Source organism: Coprococcus sp. AF19-8AC, assembly GCF_003603115.1.
GTDB lineage: Bacteria > Bacillota > Clostridia > Lachnospirales > Lachnospiraceae > Coprococcus > Coprococcus aceti.
In genome coordinates this window covers 199,395-220,970 of sequence record NZ_QTMI01000004.1, presented here as the reverse complement: position 1 = coordinate 220,970, position 21,576 = coordinate 199,395, and the positions used below count along the sequence as shown (strand labels likewise).

Genomic DNA, 21,576 nt, shown 5'->3' with positions numbered 1-21,576 from the left:
TCTGCTTTAGATTATATCTGCTGAAGATCGTCCAGGGTCTTGCCGTATGCCGGTAAAAACTCGCACACGAAGTCGTTTACCTCAGGATAAGTCTCAGCCATCTGTGACACGGAATTCATGATCGTACCCATGGCACTGGAGAACTCGGTATTTCCCGATCCTGTCTCCTCCATGCATTTGATCAGGGCGGACAGCTTGTCAGCCGCTTTGACGAGCTTCCAAAGATATACATCATTCTCGTCGTCGGCATCCTTAAAGAATATCGGTTCATAGGCTGGTCTGAGATCGTCCGGCAGCTTGTCAAGCAGTGTGTGGCATGCGATATCTTCCACATCCTTGAAGGCTGTCTTGATATCATCGTTGTAGTATTTCACTGGGGTCGGCATGTCGCCGGTGATGATCTCCGATGCATCGTGATAGAGACCTATGAGTGCAGCTCTCTCGGCGTTCAGAGTCTTGCCGTAGCGTACATTGCCGATGGTTGCCAGTGCGTGGGCTATCATGCTCACCTCCAGGCAGTGCTCACACAGATTCTCCTCGCGGTTGTTCCTCATGAGTGCCCATCTGTCAATATATTTCATTCGTGATATAAGTGCAAAAAAGTTGTATTCCATCATAAAATCCTCGTTACTTCTGTTTATCGTTGTGGAAAAAGTTATATACCGCAGTGGCTGCAGTCTTGTTCATTCCCTGCGGGATCTCGAGATCAGCAATGCTGGCGGCACGGATCTTGTCTATGTCCTTGAAGTATGCCAGAAGAGCCTTTCTCCTTGCCGGACCGATGCCCTCAATATCGTCCAGAACTGAGTGGATCTGGGATTTGCTTCTGAGACTTCTGTGGTACTCGATTGCAAATCTGTGGGCCTCATCCTGAAGTCTTGTTATCATGTTGAAGGCCTGTGTATTTGCAGGAAAATCTATCTCCTTGTTGTTGTAATAGAGTCCTCTGGTTCTGTGGTGGTCATCCTTTACCATTCCGCATACCGGGATGTTGAGACCAAGCTCGTCAAGAACCTCCAGAGCTATGTTGACCTGACCCCGGCCGCCATCCATCATGAGTATATCAGGGTAGATATTAAACCGCTCGTCTGTGAACCTTCTTGTGAGTACCTCCCTCATGCTTGCGTAGTCATCCGGCCCGTCTATGGTCCTGAGCTTGAACTTTCTGTAGTCATTCTTCTTGGCGCGTCCGTTTTCAAATACCACCATGGATGCCACGGAGTGATAGCCGCTTATATGCGATATATCAAATGCTTCAAGGCGTCTTGCGGATGAAACTCCGATAAGCTGTGCCAGCTCATTTGCCGCACCCTCAGTGCGCTCCTTTTCACGCTTGAGCTTGTCGGCATCCTGGTTCATGACCAGAAAAGCATTGTCCTTTGCCAGCTTGAGAAGCTTCTGCTTGTCTCCCTTCTGGGGAACAATGATGTGTACCTGACTTCCCCGGCGGGCGCTCAGATATTCCTCGATGACCTTGTAGTCCTCGATCTGCTGCTCGATAATGATCTCCTTTGGCAGATATGGAGTGGAAGCGTAGTATTGCTTGAGAAAAGACTCCATGATCGTGCTGTAAGCCTCAGCATTTACGCCGCTCATGTGGTAGTGTTCCCTGCCAATCATCTTGCCGGATCTTATGAAGAATATGGATATGACACACTCATTTCCAAGATCGGTGGCCATGGCGATCACATCCCTGTCGTCTGCGCTTGTGTCACCGACTCTCTGGGTGGACTCAATGTGATGGATGCTCTTTATCAGATCCCTGATCTCGGCGGCCTGTTCAAATTCCATATCCTCGGACAGCTCCTTCATCTGCTTTTCGAGATCCCTGATCACATGACCGTGGTTGCCGTTCAGAAAGCTTATGGCATCCTGGACATTTTTGTTGTAATCCTCCTTGGAGATATATCCCTGACAGGGCGCCATGCACTGCTTTATCTGGTGATACAGGCAGGGCCTTTCAAGGCCCATATCCCTTGGCAGAACCTTGTTGCAGCTCCTGATGTGATACAGCTTTTTCAGCAGCTCTATGATATCCTTCACCGCTTTGGAATTGGTGTATGGGCCGAAATATTTGGAGTGATCCCGTTTCATCTGATGGCTGTACAGTATGCGCGGGTAATCCTCCTCCACAGTAATGCGGATATAGGGATAACCCTTGTCATCCGTGAGCATGGTGTTGTAGTGCGGTCTGTGCTCCTTTATAAGGTTGCACTCTAGAACGAGAGCCTCGATCTCTGAACCGCAGACAATATATTCAAACCATGCAATATGGGATACCATCTTCTGAATCTTCGGGGATTTCTTGTAGCCGGTCTGGAAATACTGATGTACTCTGTTGTACAGATCTATGGCTTTTCCTACATATATAATATGATCCCCCGAATCGTGCATGAGATATACTCCTGGGACATGGGGGAGCTTCTTAAGTTCTTCTTCAAAATCAAACATGTCATTCACCTCAAAAATCTTAGATAAGTATATCACTATACTTACTATCATGTCATTCTTTCATCAGAAAATTTGAAAAATAAAAAAGGATTTTGAGAAAAAACGGAGAATAATAAAAATGTGTGGTAAGAAATATTGATCATGTGATAGGAGAGATTCTATGACGATACGGGAACAGCAGGAAAAAAGGGAGCACGAAGTGCTCAGCAGATATGCGGCGTTCAGTGATCAGTCCACAGGACGTGACAGACCGGAGGAGCAGTGCGACCTCAGAACGGTCTACCAGAGAGACAGGGACAGGATACTCCACTGCAAGGCGTTCAGGAGACTTAAGCATAAGACTCAGGTATTTCTGTCGCCGGGTGATGATCACTACAGGACCAGACTGACCCATACTCTGGAGGTGTCGCAGATAGCAAGGACGATAGCCAGATCACTCAGGCTTAACGAGGATCTGACGGAGGCGATAGCGCTGGGACATGACCTGGGACATACGCCATTTGGACATGTCGGTGAGCGGACACTTGCGGCCTGCGCGGGCAATAATTTCAGCCACAATGTTCAGAGCGTAAGGGTTGTGGAATGTCTTGAGAACCGTGGTGAGGGACTTAATCTCACCTGGGAGGTCCGGGACGGAATGCTAAACCATAAGACATCATGCACTCCGCATACGCTGGAGGGACAGTGTGTGAGACTGGCGGACAAGATAGCGTACGTCAATCATGATATAGATGATGCGATAAGGGGTAACATATTGAAGGAGGAGGATCTTCCGACCAATATCACCGACATTCTCGGGAAGAATACCCGCACCAGACTGAACTGTCTCATACATGATGTGATAAATACGAGTCAGGACAAGGATTATGTCGGTATGTCGGCGGAGATCGGGGATGCTCTGGGGAAGCTGAGAACATACATGTTCAGATATCTCTACACTAACCCGATAGCCAAGAGCGAGGAGCTCAAGGCCGACAAGATGCTGAGGATATTGTATGAATACTTCATTGAGGACGCCAGCAGGCTGACAAATGAATGTGTTGAGATGATATATATGGGAGAGGATCCCAAGACAGTCGTGTGCGACTACATAGCTGGTATGACAGACAATTATGCGATAGAGACATTTAAGAGTATATATATACCGAAGTCCTGGAAGGTCTGAGCATACCTGACAAACAGGAGGAATCGAATTGTATTATTCGGATGACGTGATAAATGAAGTCTTGTCAAGAAATGATATAGTGGATGTTATCGGAAGCTACGCAAGCCTTAAGAAGAAGGGCGCGAATTACGAGGCATGCTGTCCGTTCCATCATGAGAAGACTCCGTCATTTAAGGTCAACAGGGAAAAACAGATGTATCACTGCTTCGGCTGCGGAGTCGGTGGCAACGTGTTTACATTTGTCATGGAATATGAGAACCTCAATTTCCCGGAGGCTGTGGAGAGACTTGCGGAGAGGGCTGGAGTACAGCTCCCTGAGAAGTCCATGAACGCCCAGGAGAGGTCGAGGGAGCAGTATAAGATAACGCTCAGGGAGATGAACAAGACTGCGGCTGCATATTTTCATTATATATTGAAGCACAGCCAGCATGGTGAGAAGGCTTATGAGTATTTTCACGAGACAAGAGGTCTCTCTGATGAGACGATAAATAAATTTGCGCTTGGATATTCAGATATATACAGGGATGATCTGTACAGGTATCTGAAGAGCAAGGGATATACAGATGATCAGATGAAGGGCTCGGGACTTGTTGAGATCAGCGAGAAGGAAGGCGGTGTGGACAAGTTCTGGAACAGAGCCATGATCCCGATACTGGATATAAACGGCAAGGTCATCGCATTTGGCGGACGAGTCATGGGCGATGGAAAACCAAAATATATAAATACCAGTGATACTGCGGTGTTCGACAAGAGCCATACGCTGTTTGCCATGAACATAGCAAGGCGGAGCAGGAGAAAAGGATTTATATGCTGTGAGGGATATATGGATGTCATCTCCATGCATCAGGCAGGATTTGACAATGCCGTGGCATCCCTTGGAACGGCATTTACATTTGGACATGCTGGGATAATAAAGAGATATGCCGATGAGGTTTATCTGGCGTACGACAGTGACGGCGCAGGCGTGGAGGCGACGAAGAAGGTCATAGCAATTCTCCGGGAGGTCGGAGTCGGCGCAAGGGTCATTAATATGAGACCGTACAAGGATCCCGATGAGTTCATACAGAACCTTGGAAGCGAGGCATTTGAGGAGAGGATAAAGAAAGCTGAGAGCGGAATGATGTTCCTTGCAAGGATATATTCTGAGGAATATGACCAGAGCGATCCGGGTGAGCTGACCAAGTTCCAGAACCAGATAGCGAGGGAACTGGCATATATTGAGGACGACCTGGAGAGAAATAATTATGTCGATGCCATAGCGAGGAAATATGTGATCGACAAGGATGCCCTTGCCGCGAAGGTACATGCCTACGGTGTTGCGGGCACGGCAAAGCCGGAGATAGTGGAGCGGGAGACCCGCAGACTCCAGGAACAGCAGGGCTATGAAGAGTTCCCGGGAGACCAGAGCGCGGGAGCTCCGGGAAGACCTGAGACAAAGGATAATAAGACCGCCAAGCTGCTGCTCACATGGCTTGTGAACCGGCCGGAGCTGTTTGCCAGACTTGACGGCGTGGTGAGTGAGGCGGACTTTGAGCCGGGAATATACCGGACCGTAGCGGACAAGCTGTACTCACAGTACAGGGAGAAGCACAAGGTTGAGCCCGCTGTGGTGGTGAACACATTCCAGGATGTGGAGGAACAGAGACTGGTGGCAGGCATGCTCCAGACAGATCTGGCGATAGACATGACCGAGGAGGAGGTTGGCAATGCCATAACCGAGGTCGTGAAAAAGATAAAGCTTGCCAGCATAAAAAAGCAGCTTGAGAGCGAGAATGACATGATGAAGGTTCAGCAGCTCATCAAGGACAGGAAAAAGATAGAAAAGTTTAAAGTTATTTTATAAGAAATAAACAATACATTATGTGGAGGAAAGATATGAGTACAATGGATGCGATCAATTCAAATGAAGACAAGTATATGATCAAGGTGAGTGAGGACGATGCGATCAACGCAAAGTTCAACACAAAGCTTCAGGAATTGCTTGACATAGCTCACAGCAAGAAGAACGTTATAGAGGACACAGAGCTCATCAAGCATTTTAACGATCTCAAGGAGGTTGCCCTTGATCTGGATACCATGCAGAAGATCTTCAATTTCCTTGAAAAGAACGGTGTGGACATACTTCAGATAACAGATGACGATGAGGAGGAGCCAACACTTGACGAGGACGTGATCGCTGAGGGCGAGGATGTTGAGAAGATAGATTTCACAGATACAGGTGATATATCAAGCACAACACAGGATCCTGTCAAGATGTACCTGAAGGATATAGGAAAGGTGCCTCTGCTCAGCGCGGAGGAGGAGATAGAGCTTGCCAAGAGAATGGAGGCAGGCGATGAGATGGCAAAGAAGAAGCTTGCTGAGTCCAACCTCAGACTTGTTGTAAGTATAGCCAAGAGATATGTTGGACGTGGAATGTTATTCCTCGATCTAATACAGGAGGGTAACCTCGGTCTGCTCAAGGCCGTGGAGAAGTTTGATTACAGAAAGGGTTACAAGTTCTCAACATATGCGACATGGTGGATCAGACAGGCCATCACAAGGGCCATCGCAGATCAGGCGAGAACCATAAGAATCCCGGTTCATATGGTTGAGACCATCAACAAGGTTACCAGAGTGAGCAGAGATCTGCTTCAGAAGCTCGGCAGAGAGCCGCTTCCAGAGGAAGTCGGAGAGGTTATGGGACTTCCAAAGGAGAGAGTTCAGGAGATCATGAAGATCGCACAGGAGCCTGTATCACTGGAGACTCCTATCGGTGAGGAGGAGGACAGCCATCTTGGAGATTTCATACAGGATGAGAGTATCCCTACACCTGTTGAGGCGACAAACCAGACACTGCTGCACGAGCAGCTCGACGAGGTAGTCAGCACACTTACAGAGAGAGAGCAGAGAGTTATAAAGCTCAGATTTGGATGGGATGACGGAAGACCAAGAACCCTTGAGGAAGTCGGCAAGGAGTTCAATGTCACAAGAGAGCGTATCAGACAGATCGAGGCAAAGGCGCTCAGAAAGCTGAGACATCCTAACAGAAGCAGAAAGCTCAAGGATTTCCTGTATAACTAGCAGAGAGGACCGCGCGATCTGGCATGGATGGTGCGAGGATAATAATTATGAAAGATATAGAATTGTCACTTCGTATGAAGACTGTTGCCGACATGGTAAAGCCCGGCGGCAGAGTGTGTGATATTGGATGCGACCATGCATTTGTGTCCATATACCTTGTGGCAAATGGCATATCGGACCGGGTCATAGCATCAGATGTTAGAACCGGTCCGTGTGCTATAGCCAGGGATAATATAGCCAGGTGGAATATGACAGACCGTATTGATCTGAGACTCGGAAACGGACTTGCAACCATATCTCCGGGTGAGGTGGATTCCATCATAATAGCCGGCATGGGAGGAATCCTCATAACGGATATACTTGAAGCCGGCATGGATGTGGTACAGTCAGCCGGTCAGCTCGTGCTGCAGCCCCAGTCGGAGACAGAGCATTTGAGAAGGTACATCGCAGAGAATGGCTGGAAGATCACAGAGGAAAAAATGCTGATAGATGCTGGCAAATACTACGTTGTACTGAACGTGGATGTGACAGCACAGGATTTTGGTAATAAGTCAGCCATGGATGAAGTATATTATAAATACGGATATTACCTCATACATAATCATGACAAGATCCTCGGAGAGTATCTGAGGGATAAGCTTGATTCGACCGGAAAAGTTCTTGAAGGACTGAAGAATGCGGATACGGTCAATGCCAGACGGCGTGCCGGTGAGCTCACGCATGAAAAGGAATGCATGGAAGAGGCATTGAGACTTATATCGGATATGGAGTAGATATTTATATGGGTGATGAGCAGAGAAGTATAACATCATTAAAGACAACTGCAAAGGAGTGGGCGAGGAAAGTCGGTATCGATTCGGTCGACAGGCTGAACGAGATGATCGATTCAGGAAAGGGACTGGAGCTCATACTGGTATGCGAGGCTATGCAGAGTAACTGCATGTATGAGATAGCCAGAAAAGTCTCCGAACAGAAGCGCAGGATAATACTGATATCCGGGCCGAGCTCGGCGGGCAAGACAACACTTTCCCACAGACTCAGTATCCAGCTTCGTGCCATGGGACTCAGACCACATGCGATAGCTGCGGATAACTATTTTGTGAACCGTGAAGACAATCCGAAGGATGAGAATGGCAACTATGATTTCGAGTGCCTGGAGGCCATGGATCTTGAAACACTTAATAGGGATATGACAAGGCTGTTGGACGGTGAAGAGATAGAGCTTCCGGTTTTCAACTTCAAGACCGGAGTGAGGGAATATCATGGGGACCTTCTCAAAATAGGTGAAAATGATGTTATCATCATGGAAGGAATCCATTCGCTTAACCCGAAGATGACATACGGCCTGGCGGATGAAGACAAGTACAAGATATACATAAGTCCTCTTAATCAGTTGTACGTTGAAGGTGAGGACGGCGAGCCGGCAAAGGTTTCAACCATAGACAGCAGACTGCTCAGGAGAATAGTCAGAGACAGCAGGACCAGAGGGAACGATGTGGAGAAGACACTTTCCATGTGGAGCTCAGTCAGAAGGGGAGAGGAGAAATATATCTTCCCATATGAGAGCGAGGCTGATGAGATGTTTAACTCGGGACTGTTGTACGAATATACCGCCATACGGCGTGAGGCGAGACCATTGCTGCTCGGGGTAGATGAGACTTCAGAGCATTACCAGGATGCGGCGAGACTTCTGCGTCTGATAGATATGTTCCACGATATAGACACGGAATACATACCTGCCAATTCCATACTCAGAGAATTTATAGGTGGCGGATGCTTCAGGATATGATGAAGGTTCACACAAGGATATAGAATAACCAATAAGAATAACCAGTAGCATAAAAAATACGGCACAGAGGCAAATCAAATGTCTCCGTGCCGTATTTTTTGTTCAAAATATAAGAAAAATACTATGAAAGGGAATGAGTTGGACTGTAAGCCGGGTTATGTCGAGAGTGATCATCTATCTAGGATTTATGTTACCATAAAACTCAAGCAACCTACCTGGAATGCAGCGGGCAACTGTATCATTCCACAAGCTCCTTTGCAGAAGCTATATTTGGTCTTGCTTCGGATGGGGTTTACAGAGCCTGTCATGTTACCATGGCAGCGGTGAGCTCTTACCTCGCCTTTCCACCCTTACCATACGAATATGGCGGTATATTTCTGTTGCACTGGCCTGGGAGTCGCCTCCACCGGACGTTATCCGGCATCCTGCCCTGTGAAGCCCGGACTTTCCTCACCTGCAAAAATGCAGCCGCGATCACTTATCCAACTCATATAATCTTATAACAAATCACCGGCAAAAAGTAAAGTGAAAATAATCAAAAAACAACGAATGTAGTTTTTAAAACTACTTAACACAGTTAAGAATGCTTGATGTGGATTGCGATTCATGATATAATCTATAGCAAAGACGAGCAGACTAATATATGACTTCAGGCATATGGCGCACACAGCGCTGGAAAGGACTAACAATGGAAGATGTATATTTAACTAATAGAGATTATGTGAAGATAAAGAATCTGAATCTGGTGAGCTACGGTGGCAATCAGAACTGGTCAAAGTCAAAGAAGATGCAGAAGGTCGGATGTGGTGTTATAGCCATGGCAGACCTCACGATGTATCTTGCTGAGCAGAATCCGAATATGATGACCGATGCCATCCGAAAGATCAACAAGCCAAAAGGCTTATACAACAAGCATGACTATCTTGAGTATGTGAGATTTTTCTATGTGCACTACGTGATACTTCTCATGCACAAGGGTATGCTGGGAATAGCACTCAAGCATACGATGAACAGATATTTCATGCTGAACGACATAGGGCTCAAGGCAAAGTGGAAGATGATGCAGTCCGATGAATCGATGCTGAGAGATATAAGACATCTCATAAGAAAGAATAAGCCGGTCATACTGGCCATAGGACCTAACAGATACAATCCATTTGGCAAGAAGGGTATCAGCCTTTATGTGGACAAGGACGGTGAGCTGAAGAGCTCCATCAGGGAGAATGTCCACTCACATTATGTGACTGTTACAGGAGTGTGCACCATAAAAGGAAGAGAATATCTTGTTGTATCTTCATGGGGAAAGAAGTATTATATAGACTATAAGGAATACAGGAATTACGTGAATAACGTCGGTGACAAGTTCACGAGCGGGATATTATATATCCAGGGATTATTATAAGATTTTACACCAGGAGGACATTGTATGAACGCAGTAGAATGTATCAAGACCAGAAGAAGTGTGAGAAAGTTTACAGATGAGATGGTGAGTGTTGACACAGTCAGAGAGATTGTTGAGCTGGCGTCATATGCGCCATCATGGAAGAATACACAGGTTATTAGATATACACTTGTGGAGGATCCGGAGATCATAGCTAAGATAGCTGCAGAGGGCGTTATGGATTTCCCTCTCAACCAGAAGACAGTCAGCAGAGCGAAGCAGCTCATGATAGTCACCAAGAAGGACGGAATATGTGGCTATGAGAAGTCAGGAGAGTTCAGCACAAGCAAGGGCAGCGAGTGGGAGATGTTCGATGCCGGTATAGCAACCCAGACATTCTGTCTTGCCGCTCATGATAAGGGCGTTGGAACAGTCATACTCGGAATATTTGACGATGCAAAGGTAGGAGAGATAGTTGGTATTCCTGATGGACAGACTGTTGCCGCAGTTGTGGCTATGGGTTATCCTGCATTTGCACCGGAGATGCCGCCTAGAAAGTCAGTGGACGACCTTCTCACAGTGAAGTAGATCACAGAACGGTACAATTACATATAAAAAGAAATTGATGTAAGCTGCACTTTAGTATACACTAAGTGCAGCTTTTTTTAATAAGGAGGCAACATGGCAGACAGGATTTCTTCAAAGGCTGATGTTCTTAAGAGCCTGTATGAAAAATTGAAGTATTCGAGAGTGGAAAAGCTGAAGATAGTAACCGGAGCTGAGCTTGATGCCGATCCGTATGGACTTGCGGCGGAGATAGCAGAAGAATTTGCCGGAGGGTATATCGTGGTCAGAAGCTCGTCCTCAAATGAAGACGGACTCAACACTTCGAATGCCGGTCACTATGAGAGTATTCTGGGAGTGGACCCTTCAGACGGAGAGGCGGTAGTAAGGGCAGTCAGGGAAGTGCTGGATTCATATAAATGTGATCTGGACGATGTGTCCGGCGAACAGGTTCTCATACAGAGACAGATCACGAATATCAGCTACAGCGGCGTTATATTTTCAAGGGAGATCAAGAAGGACAGGCCATATTATACGATAACCTACGATGATTCATCCACAGACGCGGTTACAAGCGGAAGGGGAGGAAAGACGGTATACATAATCAGGAATGTGGACTGTGATGAGCTGCCGGCGAACTGGGCTGCGCTCATCAGATCCATGCGTGAGCTGGAGGAGATGCACCCTGAATATCCACTGGATGTGGAGTTCGCAATAGATGAGGACAATACAGTCACGATATTTCAGATGAGACCTCTTGCAGCCAGCATCAATGGTGTTCACTCCGATGTCGATGACGAAGAGGTGTTCAGGACTGTTTTGGAGGCTGAGGATACATACAGGGAGATCAGCAGCCTGGTTGGGGACAGGAACACCATATTGTCGGATATGGCATTCTGGAATCCTGCGGAGATCATAGGTGAAAATCCCCATCCGCTTGACTATTCCCTGTACAGGGAGATCATCACGTCTGCGGCATGGAATCAGGGACTCAGCTACATTGGTTACAGAGAGGTGGATGGAGACCTCATGTATAAGCTTGGCAACAAGCCGTACATATCTCTTAAGAAGTCGTTCCTGGGGCTGATGCCGGATGAACTGGATGACAGGCTGGAGGCGAAGCTTCTGAAGTATTACGATAAGAAGCTTATAGATGATCCGACCGCCCATGACAAGATAGAATTTGAGATAGCATTTTCCGAATATGACTTCTCGACGGAGGACAAGCTGGGGACACTGACGGAAGCCGGGTTCACCAGGGAGGAGATTGCGGACCTCTCGGATTCGCTGTTCAATCTGACAAACAATGCGATATGCAATTTCAATAGAAACAGGATGAAGGATCTCAGGGCTCTTAACGGCCTTCGTGTCCACCGTGAGAATACGAGAAGCAACTGGCTTATGGCGCACAATGATGTGGTAACGCTGATACAGTATTTTGTACAGCTCATAGAGAGCATAAAGCATTACGGAACCCCGAAATTTGCGCGACAGGCGAGACTGGCATTCATATCGAAGGCGATTAGCAGATCCCTTGTGTACAGAGGATATTTTACGGACAAAGAGATAGACGATTTTATGATGTCGATATATACTGTTGCGTCGGAGTACGATTCTGACTTTCAGGATCTGGTGGACGGCAGGATAACAAGAGTTACATTTGATGAAAAATATGGACATCTGCGTTCAGGCACATACGACATAACCTGCGAGACATACGCCCAGCGCGAGTTCGACCTGTCCAAGGGAAGCGCTGCTGCGAGAAAGCAGAGGCAGACCATAGAGGAGCTTAAGCATAATCCTCTGGATTCGGTTAAGCTCATGGGGGCACTTGAGGATATAGGCTTTTATGTGGACCTCAGGGAATTTCTGGATTTCCTCAAGGATTCCATGGAGGAGAGGGAATTCTTCAAGTTCGAGTTCACCAAGACATTAAGCCTTGCCATAGACATACTTATAGATATAGGCGATAAACTTGGCATAAGCAAGGAAGACATGGCATATCTTGAGGTGCCGGATATTCAGCTTATGGTGAACAGACCTGCGGAATTCACAGGCGATATATGGAGAAAGAACATAGATCAGAACAAAAAGAAATTCCAGAGGGCGTCCATGCTTATACTGCCGGATGTCATATATGATCCGTTGCAGTTAAAATGCATAGAGATATGGGAGGCCAGACCTAACTTCATAACATCTGAATGCGTCACGGGCGACATTCTCCTGCTTGAAAATTATGAGAATGAGGATCACGAGGATGTGGCTGACGTTCAGGATAAGATAGTAGTTCTCCCGAAGGCGGATCCGGGATACGATTGGATATTTGCAAAGGGGATAAAAGGATTTATAACGAAATACGGCGGAGTTGCATCCCACATGGCGATAAGGTGTGCGGAGTTCAACATCCCGGCGGCAATAGGCTGCGGAGACTGCATATACAGTTTCGTGGAAAAACAGCAGACGGTGACGCTCGACTGTGCACACGGTAAGATAACAAAGGGGGTATAGGTTTTATGTTACATGCACTTATAACACAGCGGGAAGGACACAATATGTATGGAAAATATACGGACGTTCTCGAGGCTGCTTATGTGGAGTTCTATGAGAGCCTTGGAATAAGACTCAGACCAGTATCCAACTTTACAAAAAACTTTGATGAGATAGTGGATGAACAGTTTGATCTCCTGATAGTGACAGGGGGCGGAACGCTCCATCCGAGACATTATGTGGAGCCGCACAATGCAGAGCTGCAGCCGCACCGTGATGCGCTAGAGGAGCAGCTCATAATGTACTGTGTCCAGAATGAGATCCCAGTGATAGGCGTGTGCAGGGGAATGCAGCACATAAATGCGCTGTTTGGCGGTAAGATAAGTTATTCCGCGCGCTTTAAGGTGCCAAGACCCAGAGGCACAGACCACATGGCAAGGATAGTCAAGACGGACAGATATATCAAGGTAAACAACTTCCACAGCGACTGTGTCTATCTGGAAAATCTGTCGACGATGTTCTATCCGATAGTGGTCGATGAGGAGAATGAATCTGTCGAGGCATTTGTATCACCGACGATGAGCATACTTGCCTTCCAGTGGCATCCTGAGCGTATATTTGAGAGCGAGGAAGGACGGCTTTTTACAAGACATCTTATACAGGATTTCCTTGGGCTTCCGAGAGATGATGTGAAACCGGCGATAGATTAACGTTGAAATGCCATATGAAAGATGCTAAAATAAACTAGCGTATACTTATGAGATAGAAAAGTTGCGATGGAGGCACTATTATGGAGAACGGAAAAGCTAAACAGCTTTTAGATAGAATACAGGATATAGTTGGAGATGGACAGAACGTTCCATTTGCAGCAGGTAAGGTACTGGTCAACAAGGAAGAGGTTCTTGAGATCGTTGAGGAGCTCAAGACTACTATAGATCTGGAACTCAAGGCATATCATGAGATCACAGACAAGAGAAGCAAGATCATCAAGGAGGCAGAGCAGGAGGCCGATGAGATCATCGCGGAGGCCGAGGAGACTGCATCCAGGATCAGGCTTACAAAGCCAAGCCCGCTCTTTGTGGACCGCAAGGTCAAGAGCCTTGGCAAGCAGGACAGGCAGGCGCTCAGAACGGCCAACGAGATATATGCGGCATCTATCATTTATACAAATGAGATGCTGATGGAGATCAACGAGACCGTGAACCAGGCATATAATATGATAAGCATGGAGAGCGACAGAGTCCTTGATTCTCTGAGAAAGAAATCTGAGATCATTGAGAACAACAAGAAGGAGCTCATGGAAGGTCTCATGGATATGAAGAAGCAGGAGCGCTATGCCGATATACTGGAGATCAGCCAGCTTCTGGCGAATGAGCTGTATTACGAGAAGAACAAAGCCAAGGATGAGGAGCACAAGGATAAGAACGGTGAGCCGGAGATGGTTCAGTGGGAGTTCGATTTTGAAGATAAGAAGGAGCCTGAACCGATCCGGGTGAAGGCATCTAGGGAACCGGTCAAGAGTGTCCAGAGGGAGACTGATGATGCGGATTCTTCGATACATGTCATAAAAGACAGTGATCATGACGATAAGATGAGACGCTTTGGAGACAGAACACCGGTGAGACTTGAGGAGTCGATAACGGATGCGAGTGCCAAGGGAAGCGACTCAGACAAGAACGGCAGACCTGATTTCAGAATAGGCGGACGTATATCCGATGCCTATGATGACGTGGATGACGGAGTCGTATAAAAGTTTCGTGCAACATGCAGGGGACGCGCTAGTTTTGAATATTAAAGCCTGATAAGTTGGCGGCTGATACTTTACAGGGGGTAACGTGTCGAATAGCACATTATATGATGCAGCAACACAGCATGCATGGCATTGCGCCGGAGCATGGGAGATCATATAATGGTGGTGTCGTCGACAGGAGGCAACATTTAATATTATATACAAATAAATCAACCTAAAACGCGGAGGTAAAAAGTTATGGGAATTTTAAAGAGATTTAAGGACATTATGTCATCAAACATCAATGCACTTCTTGACAAGGCAGAGGATCCTGAGAAGATGATAGATCAGTACCTCAGAGACCTTCAGGAGGATCTCAGAAAGGTTAAGTCAGAGACTGCAACTGTTATGGCAGAGGAGCAGAGATGCAAGAGACAGCTTGATGAGTGTGACGCAGAGATCGCAAAGATGCAGACATATGCAGAGAAGGCACTTGTAGCAGGTAACGAGGGCGATGCAATGAAGTTCCTCGAGAAGAAGAACCAGCTCACGCAGAAGCAGGTAGCTCTTCAGCAGGCATATGATGCAGCAGCAGCTAACGCAGCCAAGATGAGACAGATGCATGACAAGCTCACAAAGGATGTCAGCGATCTCAATGCAAGAAAAGAGACTATCAAGGCAAAGGTTCAGGTTGCTAAGACTCAGGAGCGTATGAACAAGATGATGAGCGGTATCGGCGATTCATCAGCTTCACTTGATGCATTTTCAAGAATGGAAGCAAAGGCAGACGCTATGCTTGACAAGGCAAATGCAATGAGCGAGCTCAATTCATCAAGCGCAGATTCAATAGATGATCTTGCAAGCAAGTATGATGCAGCTCCAAATGCAGACGTTCAGGATGAGCTTGCAGCACTTAAGGCAAAGATGGGATTATAATATTCCAAACATATTGCAGAACAGAGAGGAGTGCACTACATGGGTTTATTTTCAAATCAGTTTGCTAATGTTGTAGAATGGGAAGAGTACAGAGATGACGTCATCTTCTGGAAGTGGACAAATAGAGAGATCAAGAAGGATTCAAAGCTTATAATCAAACCGGGACAGGATGCTATATTCCTTTATAACGGAGCGGTTGAAGGTATATTTACCGAGTCTGGAAACTACACTATTGATTCACAGATCATACCATTCCTTTCAACACTCAAGGGATTTAAGTTCGGATTCAATTCAGGACTTCGCGCAGAGGTTCTGTTTGTGAATACAAAAGAGTTTACATGTAACTGGGGAACCAGTTCACCGATCAGACTTCAGGCACCGGGACTTCCGGGCGGACTTCCTGTGAGATCAAATGGTAAATTCTCATTCAAGATAGACGATTATAATGTTCTAATAGAGAAGGTTGCAGGTATAAAGCAGCAGTTCACAGTCGATGACATAAGAGACAGGATAAGGGGTATCCTGGACGGACTGCTGATGAAGTGGATCACAAAGGTTGGCGGAGACGTATTCAATCTTATGGCCAATTCCGTTGATATAGCTAAGGGTATCAAGGAAGATCTGGACATGGAACTCTTGGGAATCGGACTTACGATAACTGATTTCAGAATAAGCGAGTTTACATATCCTGAGAATATACAGAAGCGTGCTGATCAGGCTGCTGAGTATTCTATGATAGGGGATATGAACAGATTCCAGCAGGTGAATATGGTTGATTCAATGGCAAGGGGTGGCCGTACAGGAACAGCCGGAAGCAATGCAACGGATATGGCAAATGCCATGGTAGGAATGCAGATGGGAATGGCTATGGCAGGTCAGATGGCCGGAGCTATGAACCAGATGAACAATGCAGCAACACAGGCAGCAGGAACCGGAACAGCTCCAAAGTTCTGTCCTAACTGTGGACAGCCAACTAACGGTGCGAAGTTCTGTGGCAACTGTGGAACGAAGCTGATCTAAAGACAAATACATTATAATTGAATAATGATATTTTCAAATAAACGCTGTTATGATATACTAGGCAGATGGAATAAAACATATGTTTGGTATATATAACGGCGTTTTTTACGTCACAGGATACAGGAGGAATTATGGCAGGACTTAACGATATGCAGGAACAGGCCTGTGAGCATGTGGATGGGCCACTGCTCATACTTGCGGGAGCAGGAAGCGGAAAGACCAGGGTTATCACACACAGGGTAGCCTATCTAATGGAGCACGAAGGAGTTAATCCTCTGAACATACTGGCGATCACATTCACCAACAAGGCGGCCCGTGAGATGCGAGAGAGAGTTGATCTGATAGTTGGGGACGGAGCTGACAGGGTATGGGTCAGCACATTTCATTCGCTGTGTGTGAGGATACTCAGAAGATATGCTGATAAGATCGGCTATGGCAAGAACTTTGATATATATGATTCGGATGACCAGAAGAGTACGGTGAAGAGTATACTCAAGGATTTTCAGATAGACCCGAAGAGGTATCCCGAGAAGATGTTCATGGCGGAGATATCCAAGGCCAAGGAGAAGTATCTGTCACCTGATGAATTTGCAAAAAAGAATGCTGCAGACTATGCAGGAACAAAGGCTGCAGAGGTGTACACTGAGTATCAGAGTCGTCTTAAGAAGAACAATGCGATGGACTTTGACGATCTTATTTACAAGACGGTGGAGCTGTTCGAGCACAATCCTGATGTCCTTGATACATATCAGAATAGATTCAGATATATCATGGTTGACGAGTATCAGGATACTAATCACATACAGTTCCTGCTGGTCAAGATGCTTGCGAGAAAATACAGGAACCTGTGTGTGGTGGGAGACGATGATCAGTCCATATACAAGTTCAGAGGAGCGAATATAACCAATATCCTGAACTTTGAGAAGGAATATGAGGATGCGAAGGTTATCAAGCTGGAACAGAACTATAGATCCTGTGGCAATATACTTGCCGCAGCGAATGCAGTCATACAGCACAATGCAGGCCGTAAGGGTAAGGCTCTGTGGACGGATAAGGATGCCGGTGAGAAGATCTCGTTTGAGCAGTGCGATTCGGAATATGCAGAGGGAGATATGGTGGCGAGCCGTATCAAGACTCTTGTCAGACAGGGAGTGGACTACAGGGATATAGCTATCCTCTACAGGACGAATGCACAGTCCCGTGTGCTCGGAGAGAAGATGGTGTATGCGAACATACCATACAGAGTATATGGCGGCACAAACTTCTATGCCCGAAAGGAGATCAAGGATGTTCTGGCATATCTCAAGGTCATCAACAATTCCACTGACAACCTGTACTTCAGGAGAGTGGTAAATGTTCCGAAGAGAGGTATAGGCGAGGCGAGTCTCAGCAAGGTTGAGTCATTTGCGGATGCGTATGGATTGTCGATGATGGATGCTGCGGCGAGAGCTGACGAGATACCGGGAATGGCTGCCAAGACCTCGGCTAAGATCAGGCAGTTTGCGGAGCTTATCACATCATTCAGGGATATGCTGGCGGATGGTGAGAGCCTTGACTCGGTGTACGACAGGATCCTTGAGGATACGGGTTATGAGTCAGAGCTCATAGCAGAGCACACAGAGGAGGCCATGACTAGGCTTGAGAATATCGATGAACTCCGCAACAAGGTGGTGGAATTCACAGAGGATAATGAGGAGGCAGGGCTCAGCGAGTTCCTGGAGGAGATAGCGCTTGTGTCTGACCTCGATGCCATGTCGGAGGATGACAATCAGGTCAAGCTGATGACTCTCCACAGTGCCAAGGGTCTGGAGTTCCCATACGTATTTATATGCGGAATGGAGGACAGAGTATTTCCTAGTGGAATGGCACTCAACTCAGATGATCCCGATGCTCTTGAGGAGGAGAGACGTCTGTGTTACGTGGGTATAACCAGAGCCATGAAAAAGCTGTACCTGAGTGCGGCGAAGGAACGAATGATGCATGGTAACAGGGTGTACAGCGATGTGTCCAGATTCATAAGAGAGATCCCGCCTATGCTGTTTGAGCATGAAGCTGATATGAAGAATATGGCAAAGCGAAGAGAGTCGGAGTCTGTCGACAGATATAACAGAGGTGAAGGACGCAGAGATGCGTATGGAAGTTCATATGGTGATACATATGCCGGCTATGGCGGTGGAAGAACCGCTGGAGCAGCCTCAGGCAGAAGCTATGGACAGAAGAATCCATACAGCAGCTATGCAAAACAGCAGTCATACGGGCAGCCGTCTTCCCAGCCTTCGTTCGGCAAAGCCTTTGTGGTAAACAGTGTTGGCAAGCCGGATTATGCTGTTGGAGACAGAGTCAGACATATTAAGTTTGGTCCGGGTACTGTGGAGGCTTTGGAGAAGGGCGATAAGGATTACGAGGTTACAGTGAATTTCGACAGATGCGGTGTCAGGAAGATGTTTGCTTCGTTTGCAAAGCTCAAAAAATGCGAGTAGTCAATTAAACCGCATGTTAGATTTATTTATAAAATACATATAGAAATAATCAAAACCGTATGCTATAATTTTGGTATGTGTTGGGAGATAATAACTGTATGTTTCTTCTCTCAAATCAATATAATATAATGAAACCCGTTACAGGGTTAAGAAAGGGTGGAATGTAACGATGAAGAGTAGTGACGTAATCTTAGTTAAAGGCGATGCAACAGAAGAGAAGGCAAAGAGCACATTATTTGTGATCTTGGTTATCATTGGTGCCGTTGCTGCTATTGCAGGTATTGCATATGCAGTATATTCATATCTTACACCAGACTTCCTTGATGATTTTGATGATGACTTCGACGATGATTTCGACGATGACTTCTTCGATGATGAGGAAGATACAGATGCGGCAGAGCCAGCAGCAGAAGCAGCCGAGGCGGCAGACGCTGAGTAATTCGTACTGTATTATATAGAAGAATATGGTAGTATAAAGATACGCTCTATCCATTGAGGATAGAGCGTATTTTTTTGCCATCTACTAAAAAAAATGGAAGATAGGACGAAACGTCATGATAAAAGGTATAAAAAATGCGGATAACAGGAATCGAACCTGCACCCCGAAGGACTAGATCCTAAGTCTAGCGCGTCTGCCAGTTCCGCCATATCCGCTTAATTCTCCGTAAAATAAAAATAACCCCTCATACCAGAAGGGAAATAGTGAGCCATCGGGGACTCGAACCCCGGACAACTTGATTAAAAGTCAAGTGCTCTACCGCCTGAGCTAATGGCCCATAAGTCTGGACTTTAATAACTGGGCTAGCTGGATTCGAACCAGCGAATGCAGGAGTCAAAGTCCTGTGCCTTACCGCTTGGCGATAACCCAATAGCATCGCTAATATGTGCGATAAAGAAAAAGGGTGGATAGAGGGACTCGAACCCTCGGCCTCCAGAGCCACAATCTGGCGCGCTAGCCAACTGCGCCATACCCACCATAGGCTTATAAAATAATTGTTATTTTATAAAAATATATCTTAGCCTGCTAACAATAGTAGTAGCTAAGATACAAAAATGTGCCCGAAGGGATTCGAACCCCCGACCCACGGCTTAGAAGGCCGTTGCTCTATCCAGCTGAGCTACGGACACGTACCAATTCCCGCTATATGTATATGTTAGCGAAAATAAAGAGCGGGTGATGGGAATCGAACCCACGTATCTAGCTTGGAAGGCTAGTGTTCTACCATTGAACTACACCCGCATAATGCTTAACAGTGTTTTGGATTATAAGTCGGGGTGACAGGATTCGAACCTGCGACCTCTTGATCCCAAATCAAGCGCTCTAGCCAAGCTGAGCCACACCCCGTTAGTCCTTTGCGACCAACGCAAAACCTATTATACACAAGTCGGTGATGCTTGTCAACAACTTTTTTAATTTTTTTTTGAAAATCAGTTGCTGATGTGTTATATTGAATCAGACGTTATCGCCTGTTCATCAAACCGACTTTTGCATTATATGCATTATAGGAGCGAAAGTCAATAGGTATTTTGAAAAAAATTGAAAATTGTGAGGATGTGTAGTAATGGATAATTTTATATTCAGCATAAATGCAACGATACCGATATTTCTGGTGATACTTCTGGGATGGTTTCTGATGAAGATACATATTATAACAGAAGAGTTCGCCAACGTGGCGAATAAATATGTGTTCAAGGTAGCCCTTCCGGTTCTGCTGTTCAGGGATATTGCGACGACCTCCATATTGGACGACCTCAATGTAAAGTTTGTTCTGTTTTGCTTCTTTGGAACGATCATAATGTTTGGGCTGGTATGGGTGTTGGCACTGATATACTGTAAGGACAGAACCATGATTGGTGCATTTGTGCAGGGGGGAGCAAGAGGAAGTGCTGCGGTTCTCGGCGTTGCATTTGTGGAGAATATCTGTGGCAACTCGGGCATGGCGCCTCTCATGATAGTGTCAGCGGTGCCGATGTACAATATTATATCAGTAATAGCTCTGACATTTGGCGGGAACGACAGACAGAGGGGAACAGCGGGTATCAAGAAAGCGTTCGTCAATATATTGAAGAATCCGATCATCATAGGAATATTGCTTGGAATCCCGTTCTCTGTATTTGACATACCGATACCAGCCATACCGACAAGAACTATCAGTTATATAGCACAGACGGCGACTCCTATAGCGCTCATAGCCATAGGTGCTGGATTTGACTCACAGCAGGCATTGACCAGGCTCAAGCCGTCACTTGTGGCAACGGTCATAAAGCTTGTGATTCTTCCTGTCATATTCCTTCCGGCTGCCATTGGTATGGGCTTTGGGCCGAGTGAGATTGTTGCTATACTTATAATGGTTGGAGCACCGGCTACGGTGTCGGGATACATCATGGCGAAGAATATGGACAATGATTATGTGCTGTCATCGAATATTATCGTTTTATCCACATTATTATCGTCAGTGACGTTGACTCTGTGGGTGTTTGTGTTAAAATGTTTGGGAGTAATCTAATTTT

The 21,576-nt window shown here is 46.3% G+C and carries 17 protein-coding genes, 7 tRNA genes and 1 other RNA gene; 15 read left to right on the top strand and 10 right to left on the bottom strand.

Going from position 1 to position 21,576, the window contains the following annotated elements; translation table 11 throughout:
* Nucleotides 1-11 precede the first annotated feature (11 nt).
* Both yfbR and uvrC read right to left on the bottom strand, forming a co-directional pair.
* Nucleotides 12-614 (bottom strand): 5'-deoxynucleotidase, encoded by a 603-nt coding sequence (gene yfbR / locus DWX57_RS11470; protein ID WP_117549350.1) that lies wholly within the window; start codon nt 612-614, stop codon nt 12-14.
* A 13-nt stretch (nt 615-627) separates the two neighbouring features.
* Nucleotides 628-2,451, bottom strand: coding sequence for an excinuclease ABC subunit UvrC (gene uvrC, locus DWX57_RS11465; protein WP_120124274.1), 1,824 nt, complete (start codon nt 2,449-2,451; stop codon nt 628-630).
* Nucleotides 2,452-2,611: 160 nt separating this feature from the next.
* Between uvrC and DWX57_RS11460 the strand changes: the two genes are divergently transcribed.
* From DWX57_RS11460 to DWX57_RS11440, 5 genes are read left to right on the top strand one after another with little or no spacing between them, the layout of a single operon-like run.
* Nucleotides 2,612-3,616 carry a deoxyguanosinetriphosphate triphosphohydrolase gene (locus DWX57_RS11460; protein WP_120124271.1) on the top strand — a complete coding sequence of 335 codons (1,005 nt, stop codon included), beginning with the start codon at nt 2,612-2,614 and terminating at the stop codon, nt 3,614-3,616.
* Nucleotides 3,617-3,644: 28 nt separating this feature from the next.
* Nucleotides 3,645-5,459 (top strand): DNA primase, encoded by a 1,815-nt coding sequence (gene dnaG, locus DWX57_RS11455; protein ID WP_022216125.1) that lies wholly within the window; start codon nt 3,645-3,647, stop codon nt 5,457-5,459.
* Between the two features lie 32 nt (nt 5,460-5,491).
* Nucleotides 5,492-6,679 carry an RNA polymerase sigma factor RpoD gene (gene rpoD / locus DWX57_RS11450; protein ID WP_022216124.1) on the top strand — a complete coding sequence of 396 codons (1,188 nt, stop codon included), beginning with the start codon at nt 5,492-5,494 and terminating at the stop codon, nt 6,677-6,679.
* Nucleotides 6,680-6,726: 47 nt separating this feature from the next.
* Nucleotides 6,727-7,452, top strand: coding sequence for a tRNA (adenine(22)-N(1))-methyltransferase (locus DWX57_RS11445; protein WP_118018200.1), 726 nt, complete (start codon nt 6,727-6,729; stop codon nt 7,450-7,452).
* 8 nt (nt 7,453-7,460) lie between these two features.
* Nucleotides 7,461-8,468, top strand: a complete 1,008-nt coding sequence (locus DWX57_RS11440) for a uridine kinase family protein (RefSeq protein WP_055273287.1) — start codon at nt 7,461-7,463, stop codon at nt 8,466-8,468.
* A 130-nt stretch (nt 8,469-8,598) separates the two neighbouring features.
* Here DWX57_RS11440 and rnpB read toward each other — a convergent pair.
* Nucleotides 8,599-8,958: RNase P RNA component class A (rnpB, locus tag DWX57_RS11435), an RNA gene on the bottom strand.
* 198 nt (nt 8,959-9,156) lie between these two features.
* On the opposite strand from rnpB, the gene DWX57_RS11430 reads away from it, so the two are divergent.
* The 9 genes from DWX57_RS11430 (at nt 9,157) to DWX57_RS11390 (ending at nt 19,504) form a co-directional block, all read left to right on the top strand.
* The gene (locus tag DWX57_RS11430; RefSeq protein ID WP_055223258.1) at nt 9,157-9,870 is read left to right on the top strand and encodes a hypothetical protein; all 714 of its coding nucleotides are present in this window, start codon (nt 9,157-9,159) and stop codon (nt 9,868-9,870) included.
* A gap of 24 nt (nt 9,871-9,894) precedes the next feature.
* The gene (locus tag DWX57_RS11425; RefSeq protein WP_015533958.1) at nt 9,895-10,437 is read left to right on the top strand and encodes a nitroreductase family protein; all 543 of its coding nucleotides are present in this window, start codon (nt 9,895-9,897) and stop codon (nt 10,435-10,437) included.
* Nucleotides 10,438-10,530: 93 nt separating this feature from the next.
* Nucleotides 10,531-12,921, top strand: a complete 2,391-nt coding sequence (locus DWX57_RS11420; protein WP_120124269.1) for a PEP-utilizing enzyme — start codon at nt 10,531-10,533, stop codon at nt 12,919-12,921.
* 5 nt (nt 12,922-12,926) lie between these two features.
* The gene (locus DWX57_RS11415) at nt 12,927-13,610 is read left to right on the top strand and encodes a gamma-glutamyl-gamma-aminobutyrate hydrolase family protein (protein WP_015533956.1); all 684 of its coding nucleotides are present in this window, start codon (nt 12,927-12,929) and stop codon (nt 13,608-13,610) included.
* 80 nt (nt 13,611-13,690) lie between these two features.
* A complete protein-coding gene (locus tag DWX57_RS11410; RefSeq protein WP_117549341.1) occupies nt 13,691-14,650 on the top strand; it encodes a hypothetical protein in 960 nt (319 codons plus the stop codon).
* Between the two features lie 237 nt (nt 14,651-14,887).
* The gene (locus DWX57_RS11405; RefSeq protein WP_015533954.1) at nt 14,888-15,565 is read left to right on the top strand and encodes a PspA/IM30 family protein; all 678 of its coding nucleotides are present in this window, start codon (nt 14,888-14,890) and stop codon (nt 15,563-15,565) included.
* Between the two features lie 39 nt (nt 15,566-15,604).
* Nucleotides 15,605-16,585: an SPFH domain-containing protein gene (locus DWX57_RS11400; RefSeq protein ID WP_015533953.1), complete on the top strand. Its 981-nt coding sequence runs from the start codon at nt 15,605-15,607 to the stop codon at nt 16,583-16,585.
* 131 nt (nt 16,586-16,716) lie between these two features.
* Complete coding sequence (gene pcrA / locus DWX57_RS11395; RefSeq protein WP_120124266.1) at nt 16,717-19,065, top strand: DNA helicase PcrA; 2,349 nt, start codon at nt 16,717-16,719, stop codon at nt 19,063-19,065.
* A 169-nt stretch (nt 19,066-19,234) separates the two neighbouring features.
* Complete coding sequence (locus DWX57_RS11390) at nt 19,235-19,504, top strand: hypothetical protein (protein WP_120124264.1); 270 nt, start codon at nt 19,235-19,237, stop codon at nt 19,502-19,504.
* Between the two features lie 135 nt (nt 19,505-19,639).
* Here the strand turns inward: DWX57_RS11390 and DWX57_RS11385 are convergent.
* The 7 genes from DWX57_RS11385 to DWX57_RS11355 all read right to left on the bottom strand — a co-directional run bounded on the left by DWX57_RS11385 (nt 19,640) and on the right by DWX57_RS11355 (nt 20,410).
* Nucleotides 19,640-19,719: transfer RNA gene (locus tag DWX57_RS11385), tRNA-Leu, on the bottom strand.
* A 49-nt stretch (nt 19,720-19,768) separates the two neighbouring features.
* Nucleotides 19,769-19,841, bottom strand: a tRNA-Lys gene (locus DWX57_RS11380).
* Between the two features lie 20 nt (nt 19,842-19,861).
* Nucleotides 19,862-19,933 (bottom strand) — tRNA-Gln (locus DWX57_RS11375).
* Between the two features lie 33 nt (nt 19,934-19,966).
* Nucleotides 19,967-20,040, bottom strand: a tRNA-His gene (locus DWX57_RS11370).
* A gap of 79 nt (nt 20,041-20,119) precedes the next feature.
* Nucleotides 20,120-20,193 (bottom strand) — tRNA-Arg (locus tag DWX57_RS11365).
* 41 nt (nt 20,194-20,234) lie between these two features.
* Nucleotides 20,235-20,305, bottom strand: a tRNA-Gly gene (locus tag DWX57_RS11360).
* Between the two features lie 30 nt (nt 20,306-20,335).
* Nucleotides 20,336-20,410, bottom strand: a tRNA-Pro gene (locus tag DWX57_RS11355).
* 217 nt (nt 20,411-20,627) lie between these two features.
* Here DWX57_RS11355 and DWX57_RS11350 point away from each other — a divergent pair.
* Nucleotides 20,628-21,572, top strand: a complete 945-nt coding sequence (locus DWX57_RS11350) for an AEC family transporter (RefSeq protein WP_117549337.1) — start codon at nt 20,628-20,630, stop codon at nt 21,570-21,572.
* The last annotated feature ends 4 nt before the right edge of the window (nt 21,573-21,576 follow it).

Bases quoted from the DNA above. Each gene is read 5' to 3' on its own strand.
- yfbR (WP_117549350.1), bottom strand. From the start codon at position 614: ATGGAATACAACTTTTTTGCACTTATATCACGAATGAAATATATTGAC.
- uvrC (WP_120124274.1), bottom strand. From the start codon at position 2,451: ATGTTTGATTTTGAAGAAGAACTTAAGAAGCTCCCCCATGTCCCAGGA.
- DWX57_RS11460 (WP_120124271.1), top strand. From the start codon at position 2,612: ATGACGATACGGGAACAGCAGGAAAAAAGGGAGCACGAAGTGCTCAGC.
- rpoD (WP_022216124.1), top strand. From the start codon at position 5,492: ATGAGTACAATGGATGCGATCAATTCAAATGAAGACAAGTATATGATC.
- DWX57_RS11445 (WP_118018200.1), top strand. From the start codon at position 6,727: ATGAAAGATATAGAATTGTCACTTCGTATGAAGACTGTTGCCGACATG.
- DWX57_RS11440 (WP_055273287.1), top strand. From the start codon at position 7,461: ATGGGTGATGAGCAGAGAAGTATAACATCATTAAAGACAACTGCAAAG.
- DWX57_RS11430 (WP_055223258.1), top strand. From the start codon at position 9,157: ATGGAAGATGTATATTTAACTAATAGAGATTATGTGAAGATAAAGAAT.
- DWX57_RS11425 (WP_015533958.1), top strand. From the start codon at position 9,895: ATGAACGCAGTAGAATGTATCAAGACCAGAAGAAGTGTGAGAAAGTTT.
- DWX57_RS11420 (WP_120124269.1), top strand. From the start codon at position 10,531: ATGGCAGACAGGATTTCTTCAAAGGCTGATGTTCTTAAGAGCCTGTAT.
- DWX57_RS11415 (WP_015533956.1), top strand. From the start codon at position 12,927: ATGTTACATGCACTTATAACACAGCGGGAAGGACACAATATGTATGGA.
- DWX57_RS11410 (WP_117549341.1), top strand. From the start codon at position 13,691: ATGGAGAACGGAAAAGCTAAACAGCTTTTAGATAGAATACAGGATATA.
- DWX57_RS11405 (WP_015533954.1), top strand. From the start codon at position 14,888: ATGGGAATTTTAAAGAGATTTAAGGACATTATGTCATCAAACATCAAT.
- DWX57_RS11400 (WP_015533953.1), top strand. From the start codon at position 15,605: ATGGGTTTATTTTCAAATCAGTTTGCTAATGTTGTAGAATGGGAAGAG.
- pcrA (WP_120124266.1), top strand. From the start codon at position 16,717: ATGGCAGGACTTAACGATATGCAGGAACAGGCCTGTGAGCATGTGGAT.
- DWX57_RS11390 (WP_120124264.1), top strand. From the start codon at position 19,235: ATGAAGAGTAGTGACGTAATCTTAGTTAAAGGCGATGCAACAGAAGAG.
- DWX57_RS11350 (WP_117549337.1), top strand. From the start codon at position 20,628: ATGGATAATTTTATATTCAGCATAAATGCAACGATACCGATATTTCTG.